The sequence below is a fragment of the Mycobacterium sp. SMC-15 genome (assembly GCF_045310925.1).
In the GTDB taxonomy this organism is placed as follows: Bacteria; Actinomycetota; Actinomycetes; order Mycobacteriales; family Mycobacteriaceae; genus Mycobacterium.
In genome coordinates this window covers 32,857-56,550 of the sequence record NZ_JBJIAJ010000012.1, presented here as the reverse complement: position 1 = coordinate 56,550, position 23,694 = coordinate 32,857, and the positions used below count along the sequence as shown (strand labels likewise).

The window sequence follows — 23,694 nt, the reverse complement described above, 5'->3', positions numbered from 1 at the left end:
CCGTTAGCCGGGTTCAGGAACCGTTTTTGAGGATCAGGTAGGTGACGGCGTCGGGGCCGTTGCTGGGTGAGGTCACCGCGTTGAGCTGACTACCCGCATTGCCGACCACCCCGTCGAGGATCTGGTCGAAGTCCTCCGCGGAGGTCTCCGGGTCGATCAGCACTAACGGCGATTCACCCGGCGGGACAGCGGAACTCGGGTCCAGCAGGTAGCCGCCGAAGGAGTCCGCGTTAGCGGCTGAGGTCTGCGCAAACAGGTCCAGCCACTGCACGGTGGCGTCGTTTCCTTCGGCGCTGGACAGCTGAATCGCCGGAACCTGCACGTCAGGCAGCGACGGTGATGCCATGTTGCTGGCAAGAACGATGCCCCCACCGACGGCAACCACAGCAGCTGCCACGCCCCCAACTACAGCTCGCTTCACGGTCACCCCCTCTGGCTACGCACCGGTCAGCAGCAGTTCAATACGGTCGATGCTACCTAATAATGGGCTGAGCGGCAAACGTTTCCTGGCAAGGTCACAGTCGACGTTAATTTGCGTTCCCTGAGCTTTATCCCGCGAATGGCCGTCGGCACACACCCGGTTCAGGCCATCCCCAGTGCCGCTGCCGCCGCGCTGGCCAGGCACATCGACGGTCCGTGCGGCACCGTCCGCCCGCGGCCCGCCATGGCCACGCCCAGCCCGCACAGCGCGGTCAGCAGGGGCGCGGACACCGCGGCCAGCAGCCACACGTCGGCACCGAAGGAGCCGGTCAGCGCGCCGAGCGCGACGGCCAGCTTGACGTCGCCGGCACCCAATCCTGCCGGGGCGATCAGGTGGACGACCAGGTAGACCCCGGTCAGAGCCGCCGCGCCGACCAGCGCCGCGGGCCCTCTGCCGACCGCGGCCGCCACCGCCGGCACCAGCACCGCCGCGGGCAGCGTCAACCAATTCGGCAGCCGCCGCTGCCGGATGTCGTAGCCACTCAGCAGGGTCAGCCACACCAGCACTGAAGCCGCCCCCACCGCCTCCATCCCGTCCATGGCGCCATGCTCAGGCGAGGTCGGCCACCGCGCAAGTCATCTCCGCGCGGGGCGCGGGCCGACCGGTGAACAGCTCGACCTGAGTGAACGCCTGGTGCAACAGCATCTGCAGGCCGCTGATCACGGTGCCGCCGGCGGTCGCCACCGCCGCTGCCAGCGGCGTCGGCCACGGGTCGTAGATGGCGTCCAGCAGCACCGGCACCCCGGCCAGGACCGGCGCACACCGGGCGGCGACGTCGGCCGGAAGTGTGCTGACCAGCACCGAGGCATCGGTGGCCGCCGCGGCCAGGTCGGGGCCATCGAGTGCGCAGACGCGAGCCGACACACCGGCTTCGGTGGCCAAGGCCACCACCCTGGCGGCGTTGTCGGCGTTGCGGGCGGCCACCGTGATGTGGTCGGCACCCAGTTCGGCCAGTGCCACCACCGCGGCCGGGGCGGTGCCGCCAGAGCCCAGCACGATCGCTGCGCCCGACACCGGACCGGCCGAAGCGAGCGCCCCACTCACCCCGTCGGCGTCGGTGTTGTCGGCCAACCATCCGGTTGCCGTGCGAACCAGCGTGTTCGCCGAGCCGATGCGCTCGGCGCGCCGGGTGCGTTCGTCGGCAAACGCCAGGGCCGCGAATTTGCCCGGCATGGTGACCGAGACGCCGACCCATTCCGGTCCGAAGCCGGCAACCAGCGCCGGCAACTCCTCGGCCCCGCACTCAATGCGCTCATAGGTCCAGCCCTGCAGGCCGAGCGCCCGGTAGGCCGCCAGATGCAGCTGAGGTGACCGCGAGTGGGCGATCGGCGAACCCAGCACCGCGGCCCGGCGTGGCCCGAGGTCAGCGGGAGCTGTCGAGGACACCGTTGTCCAGCGCCATCTCGATGTTGTTCAGATGCTGCTGATAGTTGTGGGTGAACAGAGTGGTGCCGTCCTTGTCGATCGTCACGAAGTACAGCCAGTCGCCGGGCTCGGGATGCTCGGCGGCATGCAGCGCGTCCACTCCCGGTGAGCAGATCGGGGTGGCGGGCAGACCATCGGAGGCGTAGGTGTTCCACGGCGTCACCTTGGCCCGATCGGCGTCGGTGGTAGCCACCTCCTGGCGGTCCAGCGGATAGTTGACCGTCGAGTCGAACTCCAGCCGCTGCGGCTCCCCCAGCCGGTTGTCGATCACCCTGGCGACTTTGGCGAAGTCGTGCGGCAGGGCTTCGCGTTGCACCAGCGATGCCACCACCAGCATCTCGTAGGGAGTCATGCCCAACTGCTCGGCGGTGCCGGAAAGGCCGGACCTATCCAGCTCCGCACTGCTCTGGCTGATCAGTTTCGCCAGCACGGTCGGTGCCGGCGCGGTCGGGTCGACGTTCCAGGTGCCCGCCGTGATCAGGCCCTCGATGCGGCGGTGATCGCGGCCCATCTTGCTGACCGGACCGAGCGCCCACTCCGGCACGGACAGCGACTGCGGTGTCTCGGTCTCCGCAGCGCGACGCAGGTCCTGGGCCTTGAGACAGTGATGATCGTCGTTGAGGTCCAGGCAGCTGGCCTCGGCGATCAGGGTGAACACCCCCGGGGTCACCCGGTCGGTCTTCATGTCGGTGGTGTCGTCGAGCTGACGACCCTCCGGAATCACCAGCTTGCCCACCCGATTCTTCGGGTCGGTGAGCTGCTGTACCGCTGTGGCGGCCGGGATCTCCGCCCGCAGCCGGTAGAAGCCAGGCTGGATCGCCGCGATGGCGGCGTTGCCCTGCGCGGCAGTGAGGAACGTTCCGACGTTGGCGATCACCCCGGCATCGAGCATCGTTTCCGCGATCGCGGTGGTGAAGTCGCCCTCGTGCACCTCGATCAGTACCTGCTGGCCGCCCTCGCCGGTGAAGTCGACGACGGGACCGCTGGAGTGCCAGAGCTTGGAGGCCAGGAAAACGCCGGCGATTCCGACCAGGACGACCAGGGCGACACCAAGTCCGCGGGCCAGCCGGCGGTGCCGGTTGTGCTGGCGCCGCCGGCGGTTCTCACGGGCCCGCTCGGTGCGGCTCATCCGGCGCCTCGGGGGTCCGACCGCTACCGGTTGGGCCTTGTTCCCGGGCTTGTCGTGAGCCGTCCCGGGTCGTTGATCAGACACCGTTGTCCTCCGTCGGCGCAGCCGGGGCCGGTGAGCACAGGGCCCGGCGCTGGTCGAGCCAGCTCTGCAGGATCGTCACCGCGGCGGCCTGGTCGATCACCGAACGCTGATGTTTGGAGCGCACCCCGGCCTCATGCAGTGACCGGGCCGCGCTGACGGTGCTCAGGCGTTCGTCGGCCAGCCGCACCGGGGCGAGCCGACGGCGCCCGGCCAGGACCCGGACCAGGTCGTCTGCCACCGCGATGGCGTCCTCGGCGGCCGAGCCAGCTCGGTCGGCCAGGGTGCGGGGCAACCCCACCACCACTTCGACGACGTCGTATTCGTCGGCCAGGTCGGCCAGCCGACGCAGGTGCGAACCGGATGCGTGTCGGCGCACGGTTTCCACCGGCGTCGCCAACAGTCCGTCGGGGTCGCTGCACGACACCCCGATACGCACACTGCCCACATCCACCCCGAGCCGTCGTCCGCGGCCGGGATCGTCCGGCCCGCCGGGCCGGTCCGGGGTGCGATGGTGGGGTGAGGTCACGCCGGCGTGCTCCGGGCGACCGCCGCGCGGACCGCCGCCAGCGCGGCATCGATCCCGGTGGAGTCCTTTCCGGAGCCCTGTGCCAGGTCGGCTTTGCCGCCGCCGCGGCCTGATACCGCCGCCGCCAGGTCTTTGACCAGGTCGTCAGCGCGCAACCCGAGCTCTTGTGCGGCAGCGTTGGCGGCGACGACATACGGAACGCTGCCTTGCGAATCCGAACCGTCGGCGATCAACGCCACCACTGCGGGCTCCTCGCCCAGCTTGCCGCGGATGTCGCCGACCAGCGAACGCAGGTCGCCACCGCCGATCCCACCCGTCATCCGCTGCGCCACCAGGCGCACGTTACCGATTTGTTCGGCGCTGGCGGCGGCATTCGACGCAGCGGCGCGGGCATTTGCCAGCCGGGCGCGGTCAAGTTCCTTCTCGGCGGCCTTGAGACGCTCGACCAGGTTTGCCACCCGGGCCGGCACCTCCTCCGACGGCACCTTGAGCGAGGAGGCCAGCCCGGCCATCAGCGCCCGCTCCTTGGCCAGATGCCGGAACGACTCCAGCCCGACGTAGGCCTCGACGCGGCGCACCCCGGAGCCCACCGACGATTCACCCAGGATGGTGACCGGACCGATCTGCGCCGAATTGTGCACATGGGTGCCGCCACACAGTTCCAGTGAGAACGGCCCGCCGATCTCGACGACTCGCACCTTCTCGGGATACTTCTCACCGAACATCGCCATGGCGCCCATACTCTTGGCCTTCTCCAGGTCTTCGGTGAAGGTGTGCACCTCGAAGTCGGCCTGGACCGCCTCGTTGGTGACTTCCTCGACTTGCTGACGCTGGTCGTCGGTGAGCGCGCCCTGCCAGTTGAAGTCGAATCGCAGATAGCCCGGCCGGTTCAGCGATCCTGCCTGAACGGCGTTGGGGCCCAATACTTGTCGCAGCGCGGCGTGCACCATATGTGTACCCGAGTGGCCCTGCGTGGCGCCCTTTCGCCAGGCCTGGTCCACCGCCGCGGTGACGGTGTCACCTTCTACGAATTCACCGGAGGTGACGTTGACCCGGTGCACGAACAGCGTCTGGGCGATCTTCTGCACGTCGGTGACGGCCGCTCGGGCCGTTCCGGCGCTGATGGTGCCGGCGTCGGCGATCTGCCCGCCGGCCTCGGCGTAGAGCGGCGTGCGGTCCAGCACCAGCTCGACGTTGTCCGCGGCCATGCCCTTCTGGTCCTCGTGCGACACCACCGGTACACGCTTGCCGTCGACGAAGATGCCCAGGATGCGCGCTTCGGTGGTGAGCTCGTTGAAGCCGGTGAACTCGGTGGGGCCGGCGTCGATCAGTTCCCGGTAGGCGCTCAGGTCGGCGTGGGCGTGCTTGCGCGCGGCGGCGTCGGCTTTGGCGCGCTGGCGCTGCTCGGCCATCAAGCTGCGGAACCCGGCCTCGTCGACCTGCAGGCCGGCCTCAGAGGCCATTTCCAGGGTGAGTTCGATCGGGAAACCGTAGGTGTCGTGCAAGGCGAAGGCGTCGCTGCCCGACAGCACCGTGACCCCGGCGGACCGAGTGGCCGCCGCGGCGTCCTCGAACAGCTTCGAGCCTGAGGCCAGGGTGCGGTTGAACGCGGTCTCCTCGGCGACCGCGATCCGGTTGATCCGGTCGAAGTCGGTGACCAGTTCCGGATACGACGGGCCCATCGCGTCGCGCACCGTCGCCATCAGATCACCGACGATTGCGTCGTCGATGCCCAACAGCTTGGCCGAGCGGATCACCCGGCGCAGCAGCCGGCGCAGCACGTAGCCGCGGCCGTCGTTGCCGGGGCTCACCCCGTCGCCGATCAGGATGGCCGCGGTGCGGGAGTGGTCGGCGATGATCCGGTAACGCACGTCGTCGGCGTCGTTGCCGGTGTTATAGCCACGCGGCGCGCGGGTGGCTACCAGATCGATGACCGGGCGAACCAGGTCGGTCTCGTAGACGTTGTGCACGCCCTGGAGCAGGAACGCGACCCGCTCGATGCCCATCCCGGTGTCGATGTTCTGCCGCGGCAGCGGCCCGAGGATCTCGAAGTCCTCCTTGGAGGTGCCCTCGCCGCGCTCGTTCTGCATGAACACGAGGTTCCAGATCTCGATGTAGCGATCCTCGTTGGCGACCGGGCCGCCGTCGACACCGAACTCCGGGCCGCGGTCGTAGTAGATCTCCGATGACGGACCACACGGCCCGGGGATGCCCATCGACCAGTAGTTGTCGGCCATACCGCGGCGCTGAATCCGCTCGAGCGGCATTCCGGCGATCTCCTGCCACAGCGCGATGGCCTCGTCGTCGTCGAGATAGACCGTGGCCCATATCCGTTCGGGGTCCAGTCCGTAACCGCCGTCGGAGACGCTGCCCGTCAGCAACGTCCAGGCCAGCTCGATCGCCCCGCGCTTGAAGTAGTCGCCGAACGAGAAGTTGCCGGCCATCTGGAAGAAGGTGTTGTGCCGGGTGGTGATGCCCACCTCGTCGATATCCGGGGTCCGGATGCACTTCTGGATGCTGGTGGCGGTGGCATACGGCGGGGTGCGCTGGCCCAGGAAGAACGGCACGAACTGCACCATGCCGGCGTTGATGAACAACAAGTTGGGGTCATCCAGGATCACCGAAGCGCTCGGCACCTCGGTGTGGCCCGCTTTCACGAAGTGATCGAGGAAGCGTTTCCTGATCTCGTGTGTCTGCACTATCTATCGCTTCCCGCCGTCTCGCCCATTTAGACGGCACTACAGTACCGGGCTGCCGATCGTGTTCTCAGCAGGCAAGGATCCTCAGGTGGCGCCGCCGCCGACAAAGCTCAATCGCACACTTCGGCGAGGGTTGTCGCGGTTCAGGTCGACCAGGACCACCGACTGCCAGATGCCCAGTAGCGGTTCACCGTCGGCCACCGGAACCGTGATCGACGGTGCGACGATCGCCGGCAGCACGTGATCGGCGCCGTGTCCCGGCGATCCGTGCGCGTGCCGGTATCGGTCATCGCGCGGCAGCAGCCGCTCCAGCGTGTCGACCAGGTCGGAGTCGGATCCGGCGCCGGTCTCGATGATCGCGACCCCAGCTGTCGCATGCGGTACGAAGACGTTGCACAGCCCGTCACCGTGGCCGGCGCAGAACGACCGCACCTGATCGGTGAGGTCGACGGTGCGACGCCGGGCGGTGTCGATGTCGAGCACTTGGGTGTTCACGAGTTCCAGGGTAGGAGCTACCCGATCAGCACTTCCCGTTGATCATCGCCACCCGCGCCAGGGTGCGCTGCGCCATCTTCACGTGCGCGGCGTCGACCAGCACGCCGTCGACCCCGACTGCCCCTAGCCCCTTCGCCTCCCCGTCGCGGTAGGCGGCCATGTTGCGTTCGGCAAGTGCGACCTCCTGGGCGGTCGGCGAGAACACCCTGTTGGCGACCGGTATCTGGGTGGGATGGATCGCCCACTTGCCGGTGAAGCCGTACAGCGAAGACCTGCGGGCCTCGGACTCGTAGCCGCCCAGGTCGCCGTAGTCGGGGTAGGGCGAGTCGATGGCGTCGATACCGGCGATGCGAGCCGCGACCATCACCTTGTTGCGGGCGTAGTGCCAGAAGTCGCCCGGGTAGTCCCAGATCGGGACGAAGTTGGTGTCCACCCGCGCCCCCTGCGACAGCGAGAAGTCGCCGACCCCGAAGATCAGCGCGTCGATCCGCGGGCTGGCCTTGGCGATCTCCTCGGCATTGGCCAACCCCTCGACCTCCTCGATGAGCACCTCGAGGCGGATCTGGCGATTCAGACCGAGTTTGGCCTCCAGCTGGGTGAGCAGCAGGTCCACCCACCAGACGTCGCGGGCGGTGCAGGCCTTGGGGACCACGATGGTGTCCAGGTTGCGGCCCGCGGCGGTGACTACCTCGATGATGTCGTCGTGGCACCACTGGGTGTCCAGTCCGTTGATCCGGATGGCCCGCGCGGTGCGCCCCCAGTCCAGTTCGTTCAGCGCGGTGATGACCTTGGCGCGGGCGCCGACTTTCTCGGCGGGCGCGGTCGCATCCTCCAGGTCGAGGAAGACAAGGTCGGCCTGTGAGGCAGCCGCCTTGGCGAACATGTTGTCGTTGGCGGCAGGTACGGCCAACTCGGAACGGCGCAAAAGCATGGGGCGATCTCCTTGAGGTTCGGGGTCACAACACGCCGCGGGCGTGCAGGTCGTCGATGTCGGATGAGGTCAGGTCGAGCAGTTCGCGATAAACCTCGGCGTTGTGCTCTCCCAGGCGCGGGCCCAGGTGTTCAACGCGTCCGGTCGCGTCGGAGAAGCGCGGCACCGGAGCCTGGACGGTCATGGCGCCCAGTTCGTCGTCATCGATCTGGACGAAGACCCCGCGGTGCGTCAGCTGCTCGTCGGCGACCAGGTCGGTGATGTCGTACACCGCGGCGGCCGCGACCTGTTCGGCGTCGAACACCGCCATGGCCTCATCCAGGGTCCTGGTCGCCACCCAATCGGCGACCACCTGGTCGACTTCTCGGGCACGGGCCAGCCGGCGCTGCGGGTCGCTGAAGTCCGTGTCGTCGACCAGGTCGGTGCGCCCGATCGCCCGAAACACCCGCAGCGCCAACGCCGGTGAACTGCCCGACATGGCCAGCCAGCGGCCGTCGGCCGTGCGGTAGGTGTTGCGCGGCGCCGAGATGTCCCAACGGTTGCCGGCCCGGGTCGGCACCAGCCCGAGTTGGTCGTAGCCGAGCAGTGTCTGCTCCAGCAGGCGGGCCAGCGGGTCGACGAGGTTGACGTCGATCAGCTGCCCCGGTCCGCCGTGCACGTCACGGTGATACAGCGCCATCATCACCGCGTAGGCGGCGTTGAGCGACGCGACACCGTCGGCCAGCATGAACGGCGGCAGAGTGGGCGGCCCGTCAGCTTCACCGGTGATGTTGGCGAATCCACTCATCGCCTCACCGAGGGTCCCGAAGCCAGGCCGTTCACTCTTCGGACCCGAAAGCCCGAACCCGGTGATGTGCAGCATCACGATGCGGTCGTTGACCGCCCGCAACGCCTCGTAGTCCAACCTCCAACCGCGCAGGGTCTGTGGCCGGGTGTTCGCGATCACCACGTCGGCGCCGGCCACCAGTTTGCGCACCAACTCCTGGCCTTCGGGCACCCGCAGGTTGCAGGTGATCGAGCGCTTGTTGCGCGACACCGACTTCCACATCAGCCCGACCCCGTCACGCTGGTTGCCCCAGCTGCGAATGGGGTCCCCGGAGCCGGGTTGCTCGACCTTGATGACATCGGCACCGAACTCACCGAGGTAGGTGGCCACCAGCGGCGCCGCCGCCAAGCTGGCCAGGTCGAGCACCCGGATGCCGTGCAGCATCGCCCCCGTCATGCCGGTACGGCGGCCGCTGCGGGCCGGGGCAGGCCCAAATGCTCGCGCAGGGTATTGCCTTCATAGCGGGTGCGGAACAGTCCACGACGCTGCAGCTCAGGAACCACCATCCGGACCACGTCCTCGTAGGATCCCGGCGAATGCGTTGCGGCCAAGACGAATCCGTCACAGGCTCCGCCGTGGAACCACTCCTCCATCTGATCGGCGACCTGGACTCCGGTACCGACGAAACGCGGTCCCTGCAGCAGCGTGGCCCGATGCCCGGCCAGGTCGCGCAGTGTGATGTCACCGCCGATGTGGGTGCGCAGATTCTGCACCAGGCCGCGGATTCCCGAGACCGAGGCGATCAACTCGTCGGTGATCGGATCGTCGAGGTTGTGCTGCGCGAAGTCGTAGTTCATCAGCTCGGAAAGCAGCGTGAGCGACGCCATCGGGTGCACCAGGTCGTTGAGCAGGATCTGCTCGCGGTCTTTGGCCTGCGCCTCGGTCTCGCCGACCACCGCGTAGGCCATCGGGCAGAGCTTCACCGTGGCCGGGTCACGCCCCGACTCACCGATCCGTTCCTTCTGATCGGCGTAGTGACTGCGCGCCACCTCGATGCCCGGGTCGCCGGTGAAGATCAGATCCGCCCAGCGGGACGCGAAATCACGGCCCCGGCCTGACGATCCGGCCTGCAGGATCACCGGGCGGCCCTGCGGGGTGCGCGGCACGGTCAAGGGGCCACGCGAGGAGAAGTACTCACCGATGTGGTTGAGCTCGTGAACCTTGGCCGGGTCGGCGAAGATGCCGGCCCCGCGATCGGCCACGATCGCGCCGTCTTCCCAGGTGTCCCAGAGCCCGGCGACGACGTCGAGGAACTCGTCGGCGCGGTCGTAGCGTTCGTCGTGGCTCAGATGGCTTTCCAGGCCGTAGTTGTGGGCCTCACTGTCATTGACCGAGGTCACCACGTTCCACGCCGCCCGGCCGCCCGAGAGGTGGTCGAGGCTGGCGAACGTGCGGGCCACGTGGAACGGCGGGTAATAGGTGGTGGAGTACGTGGCGCCCAGGCCGATCTTCGAGGTCGCCTGGGCGAGGACGCCGAGCACGACGGACAGATCCAGCTTCACCGGCCGCGCGCCGTAGCGGACCGCGTCGGCGACCGAGCCGCCGTAGATGCCCGGCATGGCGAGTCGGTCGTCGAAGAACATCAGGTCGAAGCAGCCCTCTTCGAGCTGCCGACCGATCTTGGCGTAGTACGAGGCGTCGAGGTAGCCGTGCTCGGTGGCGGGATGGCGCCACGAGCCGGCGTACACCGAGGCGTTGCCGGCTTGCATGAAGGCGACCAGCGCCATCCGATCGGTCCGTTTCATCATGCCCCATACCTACCATCTGATATATCAGATATCAACTATTGGATTTCAAAACGTGTACGCTTCGGCCTGTGGCGGCCAACAATGTCGACATCGGGGGCACCGTGCGCGAGCGCGCGGCCCGCGAGCTGCGCAATCGCATCCTCACCGGTGAACTGGCGCCCGGAACCCGCCTCGACCTCGACGCCATCACCACGGAATTCGCCACCAGCCGCACGCCCGTCCGCGAGGCCCTGCTGGAGTTGTCCTACGAGGGCCTAGTGGAGGTTGCGCCGCGCAGCGGCGTCACGGTGATCGGCATCCGCCCCGAGGACGTGCTGGACAGCTTCACCATCCTGGGCGTGCTGACCGGCCAGGCCGCGGCCTGGGCCGCCGAGCGGATCACCCCCGCCGACGTCGAGCGTCTGCGCACGCTGGTCGCCGAAGTCGAGGAGCTGCGTGGCTCGGACGCCATCGGCGACGCCAACTGGGAGTTCCACCAGGAGATTCATCGGGCCGCGCATTCGCCGCAGCTGCTCATCCAGATCCGGCACGCGGCGCGGGTGGTACCGACGAACTTCCTGACGGTGTTCCCCGAACACGAGCACCATTCACTGGAAGACCATCGCAAGCTGGTCGCGGCGCTGGCCGCCGGGGACGCGGAGGCGTCGCGCGCCATCGCCGAGCAACACGTCCTCGACGCCGGACGCTCGCTGGCCGATTGGCTGAGCCAGGCCGGCTCGGCGGGCTGACTCTGCGCGTTTGCTGGCAATAGCCGCCGCAGCCACTGAAAGCCTCGATCGTCGCCGACCCGGATTGCTACCCTCGCCTGGGTTTTTCATGAGCGAACTCCGTGACACTGCTTACAGCGATGTTGGAGGCTTGAGATGGTCAACAAGTCCTACTGCTGCACCACCGCCGGGATCACGCTGCTGGGCGCCAGCCTGATCACGCCGATAGCCGCTCCGCCGCCGCTGCCGGCGCATGTCGTCGCAGACATCGCGCTGACCGCCCAAGACATCGTCATCGACATCGTCCGGCACGCCGAGGACATGGCGCCCGCCAACTCACGGATCCCGTTCTCCCCGGAGTTCCCCGGGGCGGGGATCAGCGATCTGGGCAAGCAGCAGGCGATCGACACCGCCAACCTGATCTTCGGCCAGGTCGGCGGTCCCGGCCACGTCGCCGGACTGTTCTCCGGACCGGACACCGACGCCCAGGACACCGCGGTGCCATTCGCCACGCTTCAGGGCATGGACCCGCAGATCCTCAACGGGCTGGTCGAGGTCGACGGCGGGATCTTCGCCAACCAACCGGTGCTGAGCCTCGGCGGCATCTACTACGACCTGGCCGTAGTGCTGTGGATGTTGGGCCTGGTCAACGCCTTTCAGATTCCCGGCGCCGACGAGTACAACGGGGTGGTGGTCAACGACAACTACACCGAGGCCATCAACGCGATGTATGCCGGCGCGCTGGCCAATCCGGTGGTCGGCGACGACGGCAACATCACCGCCGTGGGCTACACCAGCGAAGCGTCGATGATGATCTGGACCATGCTCAACGTGAAGAACCCCGATCCGATGGCGCTGGTCAACGAGCTGATCTCGTCGTTACAGAACGGCGGATCGCCCGGGCTGGTCCCGAACGCCGGGCTGATCCAGCTCGCGGGCAACCCCGAGGACGGCTGGACGCTGCTCAGTTGGGCCGGGCAAGAGGTCCCGGAGAATCCGGGCGTGCTGGGCGATGCGTTCCTGATCTGGCGCGACCTGGTGCTGCCTCCGCAGGTGGCAGTCGATCACGTTGTCGACGCCCTGATCTCGGGTGACTCGACGGCGCTCACCGCGGCATTCCAGGACGGCCTGACCGGCATCTCCACGGCGCTGGAAGCACTTCCGGACACGCTGAACAACCTGTTCGCCGACCTCGCCGCCGGCACCTGGTGAGCTAGCGGCGCCGGATGATCGCCCGCAACCGCGCCAACCGCCCGGCGATCTCGCGTTCGGCTCCCCTGCCGGTCGGCTGGTAGTAGTCCACCCCGACCAGATCGTCGGGTGGATATTGTTGCGGCACAACGCCGTCCGGATGATCGTGGGCGTATCGATAGCCGACCGCATTGCCCAGTGACTGCGCTCCGGCGTAGTGCCCGTCGCGCAGGTGCGCCGGAACCGCCCCGGCTTTGCCTGCCCTGATGTCGGCCATCGCCGCGCCCAACGCGGTGGTCACCGCGTTGGACTTCGGCGCGGTCGCCAGGTGCACGGTGGCGTGGGCCAGGGTCAGTTGCGCCTCGGGCATGCCGATCAGTGCGACGGTCTGCGCGGCGGCTACCGCGGTCTGCAGCGCGGTCGGGTCGCCCATCCCGATGTCCTCGCTGGCCAGAATCATCAGCCGGCGGGCGATGAACCGCGGGTCCTCCCCCGCGACCAGCATCCGCGCCAGGTAGTGCAGCGCGGCGTCGACGTCGGAGCCGCGCACCGACTTGATGAACGCACTGATGACGTCGTAGTGCTGATCGCCGTCCCGGTCATAACGCACCGCGGCCTGATCCAGCGATCCCTCGACGATCTCGACGGTTACCCGCTTGCCCGCCTCAGCGGCCACTTCCAGCGCGGTCAAGGCCCGGCGGGCGTCGCCGGCGGCCAGCCGGACCAGTAGGTCGACGGCGTCGGGCGCCACCTCGATACGTCCGGCCAGGCCGCGTTCGTCGTCGATGGCGCGACGCACCACTCTGGCGATGTCCTCGGGCTCCAGCGGCCTCAGCTGCAGGATCAGCGACCGGCTCAGCAGCGGCGCCACCACCGAGAACGACGGGTTCTCGGTGGTGGCCGCCACCAGCAGCACCACCCGGTTTTCCACCGCGGCCAGCAACGCGTCCTGCTGGGTTTTGGAGAACCGGTGCACCTCATCGATGAACAACACGGTCTGCTCGCCGTAAGCGGCCGCGCGCCGCGCGGTGTCGATCACGGCCCGCACCTCTTTGACCCCGGCACTCAGCGCCGAGAGCGCCTCGAACCGGCGGCCGGTGGCGCCGGAGATCAGCGAGGCCAGCGTGGTCTTTCCGGTGCCGGGCGGACCGTAGAGGATGACCGAGGCCGCCCCGGAACCGTCGACCAGCCGGCGCAGCGGAGAGCCCTGCCCCAGCAGGTGATCCTGGCCGACCACCTCGTCCAGGGACGCGGGCCGCATCCGCACCGCCAACGGCGTGGCGGCCGCGCCGGGCCCATTCGGTTCGGGCGCCGGCGCACCGCTGAGGTCGAACAGTCCATCGGACACGACTTCAGGCATACCACGCGCACCCGCCGCCCGCTGTCACCCGCCCCGGCGGCGCCGCCACGTCAGCGGTGCACGATCACCCCCCGGATGTTCTTGCCGTCACGCAGATCCTGGTAACCCTCGTTGACCTGCTCCAGGGTGTAGCGCCGGGTCACCAGCTCGTCGAGCTTGAGCTGGCCGGCGTCGTAGAGGCGCAGCAGTCGCACGATGTCGTACTGCGGGTTCGCCCCTCCGAACAGCGTCCCTTTGATCGTCTTGCCGAACAGCGCCAACATGGTGCCCGACACCTGCACGTCGAGGTCCTCCAACCGAGCCATCGCCGCGATCACGACGGTGCCGCCCTTGCCGACGGTGTTGATCGCGGCGGTCGTGACGGCCTCACCGAGGTCGCCGACGGTGATCAGCGCCTGGTCGGCCATCTGACCCCAGGTCAGCTCGGCGATCTTGGCCATCGCCTCATCCGCGGTGGCGAACGCGTGCGTGGCGCCCAGCTTCAAGGCGGTCTCGCGTTTGAACTCCACCGGATCGACCGCCACTACGTACTTGGCGCCGGCATGCGCGGCGCCCTGCACGGCATTGATGCCTACGCCGCCGATGCCGTAGACGACCACGGTGTCCCCGGCACGCACCCCGCCGTCATAGTTGGCCGTCGCCCAGCCGGTGGGCACCCCGCAGCCGGCCAGCACCGCGGTCTCCAACGGCAGCCAATCATCGACCTTGACCACCGAGTGCTGCGAGACCGTCGCCCGCTCGGCGAAGGTGCCCAGCATGCAGAACCCGCCGTAATCGGTCCCGCCCGCGTGGAATCGGAACGTGCCGTCGGGCATACAGCCCTCCAGGATGGTGGCCCCCATGTCGCACAGGTTCTGCCGTCCGGTCGAGCAGTAGCGACAGGACCCGCAGCTGGGGATGAAGCAGCACACCACGTGATCCCCGGGCTTGACCTTGGTGACCCCGGGGCCGACGTCCTCGATGATCCCGGAGCCCTCGTGCCCGCCGACGATCGGGAACCGCGACGGCCAGTCACCGTCGGCCAGGTGCAGGTCCGAATGACACAGTCCGGCCGCGGTGAACTTGATCAGCACCTCGCCCGGACCGGGCCCGTCCAGGTCCAGCTCCATGATCTCGAAGGGCTGGTTGGGCGCATGCGCCACGGCGGCAATTGTTTTCATGCCTGCCATCCAACCGGCTCAGGCGGCCACGGTGGCCCGATTCAACCGGATTGCTAACCGCCAAATTGCCACGCCGGTCCAGCTTCGCCTCTCCTGCGTCGACGCTCGCTAACCGCCGGGTTGCGTCACGAAGTCGATCAACTCCTCGACCCGGCCGATCAGCTCCGGTTCCAGGTCGGTCCAGTCCCGCACCCGGCCCCGGATGCGCTGCCAGGCGGCGGCGATGTCGGCCTGTCCGGCGTGCGGCCAGCCCAGCGCGGCGCAGATCCCGTGCTTCCACTCCACGTTGCGCGGGATCTTCGGCCACGTCTGCAAGCCGAGCCGGCCCGGCTTCACCGCCTGCCAGATGTCGACGTAGGGATGCCCGACGATCAGGGTGTGGGCACCTCCTGGCCCGCGGCGCACGGCCTCGGCGATGCGGGTCTCCTTGGATCCGTCCACCAGGTGGTCGACCAGTACCCCGAGTCGTCGGCCAGGCCCGGGCTGGAATTCGGCGACGATGCCGGCCAGGTCGTCGATGCCGCCGAGGTATTCGACCACCACACCTTCGATGCGCAGATCCTCGCCCCAGACCTGCTCGACGAGTTCGGCGTCGTGGCGACCCTCGACGTAGATCCGGCTGGCCAGCGCGACCTTCGCGCGCGCGCCGCGCACCGCCACCGAACCCGACGCCGTCCGGGCCGGGCCCGTAGGTGCGGTCGGGCGCGGCTCGGTCAGAATCACCGGTTTGCCGTCGATCAGGTAGCCGGGGCCGACGGGGAATCCGCGGGTGCGGCCGTGCCGGTCCTCAAGGTCCATCCGTCCGTAGGCGACCCGCACGACGGCACCGACATAGCCGGTTTGGGCGTCTTCGACCACCATGCCGCGTTCCACCGGCACCTCGACCGAGCGGACTTTGCGGGCGCTGTGCGGGTTCTCGGCGAGGATGTCGGTTCCATAGCGGTCGGCCACCCGAGGCAGCCTAGGGGCGTCCGGCCGTGCCGCCGGGGAACCGGGCGCGCGATTCCGTCAATTTTTTCTCGGCTAGCGCCGCGGCAGAGGGCGCGCACTCCGCGAGTACCAACCACCACTGCAGTCCCAACAGTCACTTCAGAAACATTGGTAACTCAAAATTCTCTTAATTTCTAAGAGATCTCTCGCAACATACGTAACAATCACAACTTCGTTAACTCAAACAACTGTTGTTTACTTTTGCCTCAATTTATAACAGCAACCTCATTTGCATCTTTAGGTGACCAAAATGTGCAATTTCATCATTTATCGCGTTATGCTCGGAAACCTCACTGATAGACACCTATCACGGAGGTTGTGATATGTACCGGAACACGGCACGGCGTGTCGTGCAGCTTGGACGGCGGCAACTGACTTGGGCCACGTCCGGGCTGATCACCGGGGGGATTGTGGGCACGCTGCTGTCCTCGGCAGGAGTGGCCCATGCGGACAACATGGCGATGGGCTGGGATGCGGTCGCACAATGCGAATCGGGCGGCAACTGGGCCGCCGATACCGGCAACGGTTTCTACGGTGGCCTGCAGTTCAAGCCATCGACGTGGCGCGCATTCGGCGGTGTGGGATCTCCGGCGAAGGCATCGCGGGAAGAACAGATTGCCGTCGCCACTCGGGTGCTCGATGAGCAGGGCCCGTATGCCTGGCCGAAATGCGGACCGGGACGCGTATTCCCGTCGTCGGTGAAAGGCTGGGTGCCGCCGGCCATGCGCCAGCTGCTCAAACCGTTCTGGTGAGCCCTACTGCGGCTTCGGCGACAACACCGCCTGGGTCTGGGTGACCCGGGCGACCAGCTTGCCGTTGTCGTCGCTCAAGTCGGTCTGCACGACGATCGTCGTCCGCCCTACATGCAGCGGAATGCTGGTCGCAGTCACCGCGCCATCGCGCACCGCGCGGAAGAAGTTGGTCTTCGACTCTATGGTCGAGGTGCTCGCACCCTGCGGCAGATTGACCACCGCGCATACCGCTCCGGCGGTGTCGGCGAACGCCATCAGCGCTCCCCCGTGCAACATCCCGCCGGTGGTGCAGCGCTCCGGGGCCCATGCCATGGTCGCGCGCACCTCTTGCGGTGACAGTTCAGCGATCTCGATCTCCAGCGCCGCCGCGAAGGGCATGTTGGCAACGACCAATCGGGCGAACTCAGCCGAATCCATGCCTGTCAGCCTCGCCGACAGTCGCGCCGCTGTCTAGGCGCCCGCCTCAGCGCTGCTGAGGCACTGCGTCGATCCCGGCTTCCTTGCGCTGCGCCGCGGTGATCGGCGCCGGCGCGTCGGTCAGCGGGTCGATGCCGCCGCCGGACTTCGGGAAGGCGATGACCTCGCGGATGGACTCCACCCCGGCCAGCAATGCCACCACCCGGTCCCAGCCGAACGCCAGCCCACCGTGCGGTGGTGCGCCGAAGCTGAACGCGTCAAGCAGGAAGCCGAACTTCTCCTGCGCCGCCGCCTCGTCGATCCCCATCACCTGGAAGACCTGCTGCTGAATGTCGCGGCGGTGGATACGGATCGAACCGCCGCCGATCTCGTTGCCGTTGCACACCACGTCGTAGGCGTCCGCGAGCACCGCACCGGGGTCGGTCTCCACGCTGCCGGCGTACTCCGGCTTGGGCGAGGTGAAGGCGTGGTGCACCGCGGTCCAGGCTCCGGTACCGACCGCTACGTCACCGGCGGCAGTGGCGTCGCCGGCGGGCTCGAACAGCGGCGGGTCGACCACCCAGGTGAACGCCCAGGCATCCGGGTCGATCAGGTCCAGGCGGCGGGCGATCTCACCACGAGCCGCCCCCAGCAATGCCCGGGATCCCTTGGCCGGCCCGGCCGCAAAGAAGATGCAATCCCCCGGGGCGGCTCCGACGTGCCCGGCCAGCCCGGCGCGCTCAGCGTCGGTCAGGTTCTTGGCCACCGGACCGGACAGCTCGCCATCCTCGCCCACCAGCACGTACGCCAGGCCCTTGGCCCCGCGCTGCTTGGCCCACTCCTGCCAGCCGTCCAGCGTGCGACGCGGCTGCGACGCCCCGCCCGGCATGACGACAGCGCCCACGTAGGGGGCCTGGAAGACCCGGAAGGTGGTGTCAGAGAAGAACTCAGTGCACTCCACCAGTTCCAGGCCGAATCGCAGATCGGGCTTGTCGGAGCCGAACCGGCGCATCGCGTCGGCGTAGGTCATCCGGGGCAGCGGCAGCGGCAGGTCGTAGCCGATCAGGGCCCACAGCGCCTTGAGTACCTGTTCGGCGATGCCCATCACATCTTCGGAGTCGACGAAGCTCATCTCCAGGTCCAGCTGAGTGAACTCCGGCTGGCGATCAGCGCGGAAGTCCTCGTCGCGGTAGCAGCGCGCGATCTGGTAGTAGCGCTCCATGCCGGCCACCATCAGCAGCTGCTTGAACAGCTGCGGGCTCTGTGGCAGCGCGTAGAACGAGCCGGGCTGCAGCCGCGCCGGAACCAGGAAGTCGCGGGCGCCCTCCGGGGTCGAGCGGGTCAGCGTGGGCGTTTCTATCTCGACGAACTTCTGCTCGGCCAGCACCGAACGGGCTGCCGCGTTGGCCGCCGAACGAAGGCGCAACGCCGCGCCGGGTCCGTCTTCCCGGCGCAGATCCAGGTAACGGTGCTTGAGCCGGGCTTCCTCGCCGGCGGACTCGTCGAGCTGAAACGGCAGGGCGGCAGACTCGTTGAGAACCGTCAGTCCGGTCGCGTTGATCTCGATGGCCCCGGTGGGCAGATCGGGATTCTCATTGCCCTCGGGGCGGACCTCGACGACACCGGTGACCGCGACGCAGAACTCGGCCCGCAAGCGGTGTGCCTGTTCCAGCACGGCGGGGTCGCGGAACACCACCTGCGCCACCCCGGAAGCATCGCGCAGGTCAATGAAGATGACGCCGCCATGGTCACGTCGGCGCGCCACCCAACCGGCAAGCGTGACACTGCGCCCGGCGTCGGTGGCCCGCAGTGAGCCGGCGTCGTGGCTGCGCAGCACGAATACCCCCTTGGTGACGGATTGTTCGGTAACGGTTCGACCGTCGCCAAGTCTAGAGCCCCCTCGTGACACTGCCCCGCGCCGGTCGGTGCTTTAAGCTGGCTCACTGTGACTGACGGCACCGATGACCTCGACTTTGACTACGACGACGAGGACGAAGACGAGGACTACGACGAAGCCGCTGCCCCCAAACAGAACAAGAACCTCAAATGGGGGTTGGCCGCGGTAGTCGTGCTGGCCGTGGTCGCTCTGGTGTTGGTAGCGGTGGTGCTGCTGGGCGGCGACCCCGGCAAGGGTTCGCTGGACGGCTCGGCCTCCAGCCGCAGCGCGGCGACCTCGGGCATCGCCAGCGCGGACGACACCGGTCCGGTCTCGATCATCATGGATGACCCCAGTTGCACCGCGTGGACATCGATCAGCGGCAACTTGTCCAGCACGTTGTCGATGCTGGGCCAGGGCAAGTGGAATGAGCGCGATCAGTCGATTCCGGCTTCGGCGTGGAGTGACGAGCAGAAGAAGCAGTACCTGGCCGCCGGCCAGGTGGTCCGCAACGCCGCCGCCCAGACCGTCGGCCTAGTGAAGCTGACTCCACACCGGGTGATGCGCGAGCTCTATGAGCAGTTCATCGCCTATGCCCGGACCTTCGTCGAGCACATTCCCACCTACACCGAGCGGGACGCCGCGTTGGCCGGCACCGCGCACAGCGCCGCTTCGGCCCTGGCCGCGATCTGCGCGGCCGCCAACAACGGATCGGCAGCAACCCGCGCGCCGCTCGTCGAATCGCAGACCTCACCCACCAAGACGGCCTCGCCGGGCAACCCCGCCAACCCGCAGCGCTATTTGACCGGATCTAATCCGGTATGCGCGGACTGGAAGGCCACGCTGGATAAGTTCGGTGTCGACGCCGCCGAATGGCACGGGATCGACCCCAGCATCCCGGGGACCTACTGGAACCCGCAGCAGAAGGCGGTCAACCTGGCCGTCGGGCCCATCATGATCAGCCTGGCCAACAAGATGCAGCAGCTGGGTCGCCGCAGCAACAACCCCACCCTGCAGGACTTCGCGGAGCTGTCCGCGCAGTACCGGCGGGCGTTCGTGTTGGCGCTGCCGACCTACGACCCGAACGACAACTATCTGGCCAATGCCGCGACGTTCCTGTCCACCACGGTGCTGGGCGCATGCTCGTCGGCAGCGATCACGGGCTGACCACAACGCGGTAGCCAAGCCGGCGACGGCCGGGGCGGACACTCGCCCCGGCCGCTTCCGGTTACGCCCAGGCCGCCCTGCACACCGGCCCGACACCCGCCAGCGCCGTTCGCACTCCCGGTAGAACGCAAGAAACCGGCGCAGCCTGCAGGCTGCGCCGGTTTCTTGACTGAGATTGGCTTGGGTCAGGCCCAGCTGGAGCCCACCGAGGCGTCGGTGTTGGCCATGTTGTTGCCGGCCGACTGCACCTTCTGACCGTGGCTGTTGGCCTGCTCGTAGATCACCGCGAAGTTGCGACCCAACTGCGCCACAAACTCCTGGCACGCCACCGAACCAGCACCACCCCAAAAATCACCGGCAGCCAGCACATCGTGAACGATCGCCTGATGCTCAGCCTCCAACGAAGCAGCCTGCGCACGAATCAACGCACCGTGGGCATCCACATCACCGAACTGGTAATTGATCGACATGTTCGTGTATCTCCCTCTGCCTAGCTGCCCGACAGGATCTGCTGCGACGCAGCTTCCTGCTGCTCGTAGTGGTTCGCGTCCCGAATCAGCCCATCACGCACACCGTGCAGCATGGTCACAATGTTGCGAAACGCGGTCTGCATCTGACCCATGGTGTCCATCGAGGTCCGCTCCGCCAGACCACCCCAGCCCGCACCGGAGATGTTCGTCGAGGACGCCCACATCCGACGAGCCTCGTCCTCCACCGTCTGCGCGTGCACATCAAAACGGCCCGCCATCGAACGCATCGCGTCCGGATCAGTCATAAAACGTGTTGCCATGGTCTTCTCCCTCTTGCTCTTCAATTCGTTGTGGTAGCCGGGCGCCGACCCGGCGGACACGTGTGTGTTCAGGCCCCTTCCGCTACCCGCCAGCCGGCGAACGGGGCATAACCTTGGGGGCCTTGGCGGCGATCGCGCCCATTCCACGGCCGGCCATCGCGCCCATCATGGCGTGGCCGAACGGGCCGCCCGGCAGTCCTCCCGACATGGTCTGGATCGGGGCACTGACCGTGGTGGCAGGCAGTACCGGCGCGGCGCGGACCATACCGTCGGCGGCCGACGCCCAGGCTCCCGGCACCTTCAGCGCGCCCATCGAGGCGGCTTGGCCGAGCTTGGCGGAGATGGCGTTGGTGGCCGAGCTGAAGTGGCCGGCGAGCACGCCGACAGCGCCCTGGAGCTTGTCGTTGACGAAGTCGCCGATCTGGGTCATCAGGGTGCCGGCGCCCCCGGCGGCCGTCTGTCCGGCCAGCGCGCCCGTCGCTCCGGCCGCACCACCCATTCGGGCGAACTGCATCAGCATCGGCAGCAACCTCACCAACATCATCATCGGCATACTCGCCGAGCTGATGGGCGACATCACCGAGTTGATCGTGGTGGCCGCGGCCTTCTCGCCGAGCAGCGTCGTCGGGAGACCCATCGCGTCGAGCAACCCACCGACGGTGGCGAAGTCGTAGCCGGGCGTGGTGGGGGTGCCGGTACCGGTGCCAGGGTTGGGACCGCCCTCGGCAGATCCCGGCGTCGCCGAAGCCTTCGCGGACTGCGGTGGGTTCGATACCTGCTGCAGCGCGTTGTTATTGGCCTCCGCAGACCCGCTGTAAGTGTCCATCGCGGCGCCGTCGGTCGCCCACATCACTTCATACTGGTGCTCGGTGGCCTGGATCAGCGGCGTGTTCTGACCGAAGAAATTGGTCGAGATCAGTGCCAGCAGCATCGCCCGGTTGGCCGCGATCACCGCGGGGGGCACCGACGCGGCCCGCGCCGCCTCGAACAGGCCGGCCGCCTGAGTGGCCAGCGCAGCGTTGGTGGCGGCGGTGGCCGAGGCCTGCTCCAGCCAGGCCACATACGGCGCGGTCGAAGCCGTCGCCGCAGCCGAGCCGGCTCCCGTCCAGGTCGAGTCCAGGTTGGCGATCACCGAGTGCGTCGCGGTCGCCGACGTCATCAACTCGCTGGAAAGCTGGGACCACGCCGCCGCGGCTTCCAGTAACGGACCCGAGCCGGGCCCGGTATAGATAAGCCCGGAGTTGATCTCGGGCGGAAAGACGCTGAAGCTCATCGATGCGCCCCGCTTCAGCCAGCAGCCGTGGCGTTGACAGCCTCGGTGAAGGCGTAAGCGTTCGCGTTGCCACCCAAGGTGGCCACGATCTGCTGGTGCACCGCCGCCGCCTGCGCGCTGACCTCCTGGAACAGGGATCCGTGGGCCGAGAACTGGGCAGCAGTCATCGCCGACACCAAGTCGGCGGCAGGCGCGGTCACACCCGTGGTGGGAATAGCAGCGGCGGTAACCCCGGCGGTCATCGAGTCGCCGATTCCGGAAAGGCTTCCGGCGGCCGCCGTCAGAATCTCTGGCTGAGCGGTTACGAACGACATTGTTCCTCCTGGGGGGCCTGCAAGCGTCTCGGTGAACTGTTGGGCATTCGAAGTCTGCGTCAATATTTGACGTGCGTCACTCTAGCGGACAGTTGTAATAACGGTCTGATAAAGCTGGGGCGCCCGAGGCGAACGACAACTCGTCGCCGGCGCACCGGCGAGCCCTGCGGGCGCGAGTTGAAACGTTCACCGAGCAGACGACCTCTCTGGAATGTAGGGCAGATAGCTGCGGCGGCCGTCGTAGGAAGCGTCCCATTGCGGCCGGATGCAGAACGTAACACCGCCGCGACCTCGCGGTACAGCGGCGCAACAAACATTCAGTAAAGGTTTGGGATCTGGTCAGACAACGCTGTCTTCACTTAGCCAAGACGTGGGATTTGTCGCGTTCAACCGGGCTCAACCCGGCATCGAGGCGGCTGCCGGTATGCGAAGCTAAGGTGCCCCATCGGTCGGCGGGCCACAGCAACTACGGACAACCCCACGGAGTGTGCAATGACCTTCAACGAAGGTATGCAGATCGATACCAGCACCACCTCCTCGGGCGGTGGCGGGCGTGGGATTGCGATCGGCGGCGGCGTTGCCGGACTGGTGATCCTGGTGGTGGCGCTGTTGCTGGGGGCCGACCCCGGCGAAGTGCTCAGCCAGCAGCCCGTCGATGCGGGCCAGTACACGGCACCGGGCTTCGACCTCGACAAATGCCGTACCGGCAAGGACGCCAACACCTACGTGCAGTGCCGGGTGGTTGCCACGGCCAACTCGGTGGATGCGGTGTGGTCGGACCTGCTGCGCGGCTATACGCGTCCGCGCGTAGAACTGTTCAGCGGACAGACGTCCACCGCCTGCGGCGCGGCCAGCAGCGCGGTCGGACCGTTTTACTGCCCCGCGGACAAGACGGCCTACTTCGACACCGACTTCTTCACGGTGCTCGTCGACCGGTTCGGCTCCAGTAGCGGGCCACTCGCGCAGGAGTACGTGGTCGCCCACGAGTTCGGCCACCACGTGCAGAACCTGCTCGGCGTGCTCGGCCGAGCCCAGACCGGCGCGCAGGGCGCGACCGGTGCGGGGGTCCGCACCGAATTGCAGGCCGACTGCTATGCCGGGGTATGGGCGCACTATGCGTCGGTGACCAAGCAGGAGAGCACCGGAGTTCCGTTCCTGCAGCCGCTGACCGACCAGGACATCCGCGATGCCCTGTCCGCGGCGTCTTCGGTGGGTGACGACCGCATCCAGCAGGCCGCCACCGGCCGGGTCAATCCGGAGTCCTGGACCCACGGTGCGTCGGCTCAGCGCCAGCACTGGTTCACCGTCGGCTATCAGACCGGCGACCCCAACCAGTGCGACACCTTCGCCGCCGCTGACCTGGGTTAGCCCCCG

The 23,694-nt window shown here is 67.7% G+C and carries 24 protein-coding genes; 5 read left to right on the top strand and 19 right to left on the bottom strand.

Going from position 1 to position 23,694, the window contains the following annotated elements; translation table 11 throughout:
* Positions 1-13: 13 nt before the first annotated feature.
* From ACJH71_RS17585 to ACJH71_RS17540, 10 genes are all read right to left on the bottom strand, one after another.
* A complete protein-coding gene (locus tag ACJH71_RS17585) occupies positions 14-397 on the bottom strand; it encodes a hypothetical protein (protein WP_406759277.1) in 384 nt (127 codons plus the stop codon).
* A 185-nt stretch (positions 398-582) separates the two neighbouring features.
* Positions 583-1,011 (bottom strand): prepilin peptidase, encoded by a 429-nt coding sequence (locus ACJH71_RS17580; protein ID WP_406759377.1) that lies wholly within the window; start codon positions 1,009-1,011, stop codon positions 583-585.
* 19 nt (positions 1,012-1,030) lie between these two features.
* Positions 1,031-1,867 carry a shikimate dehydrogenase gene (locus ACJH71_RS17575; protein ID WP_406759276.1) on the bottom strand — a complete coding sequence of 279 codons (837 nt, stop codon included), beginning with the start codon at positions 1,865-1,867 and terminating at the stop codon, positions 1,031-1,033.
* On the bottom strand, positions 1,845-3,035 hold the full coding sequence (gene mltG / locus ACJH71_RS17570) for an endolytic transglycosylase MltG (RefSeq protein WP_406759275.1): 1,191 nt from the start codon (positions 3,033-3,035) through the stop codon (positions 1,845-1,847). Before mltG ends, ACJH71_RS17575 begins: the two co-directional genes overlap by 23 nt.
* 76 nt (positions 3,036-3,111) lie before the next feature.
* Positions 3,112-3,645 carry a Holliday junction resolvase RuvX gene (ruvX, locus tag ACJH71_RS17565; RefSeq protein ID WP_406759274.1) on the bottom strand — a complete coding sequence of 178 codons (534 nt, stop codon included), beginning with the start codon at positions 3,643-3,645 and terminating at the stop codon, positions 3,112-3,114.
* A complete protein-coding gene (alaS, locus tag ACJH71_RS17560) occupies positions 3,642-6,344 on the bottom strand; it encodes an alanine--tRNA ligase (RefSeq protein ID WP_406759273.1) in 2,703 nt (900 codons plus the stop codon). Before alaS ends, ruvX begins: the two co-directional genes overlap by 4 nt.
* A gap of 84 nt (positions 6,345-6,428) precedes the next feature.
* Positions 6,429-6,827: a secondary thiamine-phosphate synthase enzyme YjbQ gene (locus tag ACJH71_RS17555; protein WP_406759376.1), complete on the bottom strand. Its 399-nt coding sequence runs from the start codon at positions 6,825-6,827 to the stop codon at positions 6,429-6,431.
* Positions 6,828-6,864: 37 nt separating this feature from the next.
* Positions 6,865-7,770 (bottom strand): HpcH/HpaI aldolase/citrate lyase family protein, encoded by a 906-nt coding sequence (locus ACJH71_RS17550; RefSeq protein ID WP_406759272.1) that lies wholly within the window; start codon positions 7,768-7,770, stop codon positions 6,865-6,867.
* 25 nt (positions 7,771-7,795) lie between these two features.
* On the bottom strand, positions 7,796-8,980 hold the full coding sequence (locus ACJH71_RS17545) for a CaiB/BaiF CoA transferase family protein (RefSeq protein WP_406759375.1): 1,185 nt from the start codon (positions 8,978-8,980) through the stop codon (positions 7,796-7,798).
* 8 nt (positions 8,981-8,988) lie between these two features.
* The gene (locus ACJH71_RS17540) at positions 8,989-10,344 is read right to left on the bottom strand and encodes an LLM class flavin-dependent oxidoreductase (RefSeq protein ID WP_406759271.1); all 1,356 of its coding nucleotides are present in this window, start codon (positions 10,342-10,344) and stop codon (positions 8,989-8,991) included.
* A 68-nt stretch (positions 10,345-10,412) separates the two neighbouring features.
* Here ACJH71_RS17540 and ACJH71_RS17535 point away from each other — a divergent pair, with 68 nt between their 5' ends.
* Positions 10,413-11,072: a GntR family transcriptional regulator gene (locus ACJH71_RS17535; RefSeq protein ID WP_406759270.1), complete on the top strand. Its 660-nt coding sequence runs from the start codon at positions 10,413-10,415 to the stop codon at positions 11,070-11,072.
* A 135-nt stretch (positions 11,073-11,207) separates the two neighbouring features.
* Positions 11,208-12,263, top strand: coding sequence for a histidine phosphatase family protein (locus ACJH71_RS17530; RefSeq protein WP_406759269.1), 1,056 nt, complete (start codon positions 11,208-11,210; stop codon positions 12,261-12,263).
* Position 12,264: 1 nt separating this feature from the next.
* On the opposite strand, the gene ACJH71_RS17525 is transcribed toward ACJH71_RS17530, so the two are convergent.
* From ACJH71_RS17525 to ACJH71_RS17515, 3 genes are all read right to left on the bottom strand, one after another.
* Positions 12,265-13,602: a replication-associated recombination protein A gene (locus tag ACJH71_RS17525; protein ID WP_406759268.1), complete on the bottom strand. Its 1,338-nt coding sequence runs from the start codon at positions 13,600-13,602 to the stop codon at positions 12,265-12,267.
* 50 nt (positions 13,603-13,652) lie between these two features.
* Entirely contained in the window at positions 13,653-14,762 is a 1,110-nt protein-coding gene (locus tag ACJH71_RS17520; RefSeq protein WP_406759267.1) for an NDMA-dependent alcohol dehydrogenase, read from the bottom strand.
* Between the two features lie 108 nt (positions 14,763-14,870).
* Positions 14,871-15,713, bottom strand: coding sequence for a DUF3097 domain-containing protein (locus ACJH71_RS17515; RefSeq protein WP_406759266.1), 843 nt, complete (start codon positions 15,711-15,713; stop codon positions 14,871-14,873).
* Between the two features lie 362 nt (positions 15,714-16,075).
* Between ACJH71_RS17515 and ACJH71_RS17510 the strand changes: the two genes are divergently transcribed.
* Positions 16,076-16,504, top strand: coding sequence for a transglycosylase family protein (locus ACJH71_RS17510; RefSeq protein WP_406759265.1), 429 nt, complete (start codon positions 16,076-16,078; stop codon positions 16,502-16,504).
* A gap of 3 nt (positions 16,505-16,507) precedes the next feature.
* Here the strand turns inward: ACJH71_RS17510 and ACJH71_RS17505 are convergent, their stop codons facing one another.
* Both ACJH71_RS17505 and aspS read right to left on the bottom strand, forming a co-directional pair.
* The gene (locus tag ACJH71_RS17505; RefSeq protein WP_406759264.1) at positions 16,508-16,921 is read right to left on the bottom strand and encodes a PaaI family thioesterase; all 414 of its coding nucleotides are present in this window, start codon (positions 16,919-16,921) and stop codon (positions 16,508-16,510) included.
* Positions 16,922-16,967: 46 nt separating this feature from the next.
* The gene (gene aspS, locus ACJH71_RS17500; protein WP_406759263.1) at positions 16,968-18,737 is read right to left on the bottom strand and encodes an aspartate--tRNA ligase; all 1,770 of its coding nucleotides are present in this window, start codon (positions 18,735-18,737) and stop codon (positions 16,968-16,970) included.
* 108 nt (positions 18,738-18,845) lie between these two features.
* On the opposite strand from aspS, the gene ACJH71_RS17495 reads away from it, so the two are divergent.
* Positions 18,846-19,943, top strand: a complete 1,098-nt coding sequence (locus ACJH71_RS17495) for a hypothetical protein (protein WP_406759262.1) — start codon at positions 18,846-18,848, stop codon at positions 19,941-19,943.
* 185 nt (positions 19,944-20,128) lie between these two features.
* Here the strand turns inward: ACJH71_RS17495 and ACJH71_RS17490 are convergent, their stop codons facing one another.
* The 4 genes from ACJH71_RS17490 to ACJH71_RS17475 all read right to left on the bottom strand — a co-directional run bounded on the left by ACJH71_RS17490 (position 20,129) and on the right by ACJH71_RS17475 (position 22,320).
* Positions 20,129-20,413, bottom strand: coding sequence for a WXG100 family type VII secretion target (locus ACJH71_RS17490; RefSeq protein ID WP_047317298.1), 285 nt, complete (start codon positions 20,411-20,413; stop codon positions 20,129-20,131).
* A 20-nt stretch (positions 20,414-20,433) separates the two neighbouring features.
* A complete protein-coding gene (locus ACJH71_RS17485; RefSeq protein WP_406757185.1) occupies positions 20,434-20,733 on the bottom strand; it encodes a WXG100 family type VII secretion target in 300 nt (99 codons plus the stop codon).
* 82 nt (positions 20,734-20,815) lie between these two features.
* Positions 20,816-22,006 (bottom strand): PPE family protein, encoded by a 1,191-nt coding sequence (locus ACJH71_RS17480; RefSeq protein WP_406759261.1) that lies wholly within the window; start codon positions 22,004-22,006, stop codon positions 20,816-20,818.
* Positions 22,007-22,020: 14 nt separating this feature from the next.
* The gene (locus ACJH71_RS17475) at positions 22,021-22,320 is read right to left on the bottom strand and encodes a PE family protein (protein ID WP_406759260.1); all 300 of its coding nucleotides are present in this window, start codon (positions 22,318-22,320) and stop codon (positions 22,021-22,023) included.
* Positions 22,321-22,812: 492 nt separating this feature from the next.
* Here ACJH71_RS17475 and ACJH71_RS17470 point away from each other — a divergent pair, with 492 nt between their 5' ends.
* Complete coding sequence (locus tag ACJH71_RS17470; protein ID WP_406759259.1) at positions 22,813-23,688, top strand: neutral zinc metallopeptidase; 876 nt, start codon at positions 22,813-22,815, stop codon at positions 23,686-23,688.
* Positions 23,689-23,694: the final 6 nt, after the last annotated feature.

Bases quoted from the DNA above. Each gene is read 5' to 3' on its own strand.
- ACJH71_RS17580 (WP_406759377.1), bottom strand. From the start codon at position 1,011: ATGGAGGCGGTGGGGGCGGCTTCAGTGCTGGTGTGGCTGACCCTGCTG.
- mltG (WP_406759275.1), bottom strand. From the start codon at position 3,035: ATGAGCCGCACCGAGCGGGCCCGTGAGAACCGCCGGCGGCGCCAGCAC.
- ACJH71_RS17550 (WP_406759272.1), bottom strand. From the start codon at position 7,770: ATGCTTTTGCGCCGTTCCGAGTTGGCCGTACCTGCCGCCAACGACAAC.
- ACJH71_RS17545 (WP_406759375.1), bottom strand. From the start codon at position 8,980: ATGCTGCACGGCATCCGGGTGCTCGACCTGGCCAGCTTGGCGGCGGCG.
- ACJH71_RS17540 (WP_406759271.1), bottom strand. From the start codon at position 10,344: ATGATGAAACGGACCGATCGGATGGCGCTGGTCGCCTTCATGCAAGCC.
- ACJH71_RS17530 (WP_406759269.1), top strand. From the start codon at position 11,208: ATGGTCAACAAGTCCTACTGCTGCACCACCGCCGGGATCACGCTGCTG.
- ACJH71_RS17525 (WP_406759268.1), bottom strand. From the start codon at position 13,602: ATGCCTGAAGTCGTGTCCGATGGACTGTTCGACCTCAGCGGTGCGCCG.
- ACJH71_RS17520 (WP_406759267.1), bottom strand. From the start codon at position 14,762: ATGAAAACAATTGCCGCCGTGGCGCATGCGCCCAACCAGCCCTTCGAG.
- ACJH71_RS17510 (WP_406759265.1), top strand. From the start codon at position 16,076: ATGTACCGGAACACGGCACGGCGTGTCGTGCAGCTTGGACGGCGGCAA.
- ACJH71_RS17505 (WP_406759264.1), bottom strand. From the start codon at position 16,921: ATGGATTCGGCTGAGTTCGCCCGATTGGTCGTTGCCAACATGCCCTTC.
- ACJH71_RS17490 (WP_047317298.1), bottom strand. From the start codon at position 20,413: ATGTCGATCAATTACCAGTTCGGTGATGTGGATGCCCACGGTGCGTTG.
- ACJH71_RS17485 (WP_406757185.1), bottom strand. From the start codon at position 20,733: ATGGCAACACGTTTTATGACTGATCCGGACGCGATGCGTTCGATGGCG.
- ACJH71_RS17480 (WP_406759261.1), bottom strand. From the start codon at position 22,006: ATGAGCTTCAGCGTCTTTCCGCCCGAGATCAACTCCGGGCTTATCTAT.
- ACJH71_RS17475 (WP_406759260.1), bottom strand. From the start codon at position 22,320: ATGTCGTTCGTAACCGCTCAGCCAGAGATTCTGACGGCGGCCGCCGGA.
- ACJH71_RS17470 (WP_406759259.1), top strand. From the start codon at position 22,813: ATGACCTTCAACGAAGGTATGCAGATCGATACCAGCACCACCTCCTCG.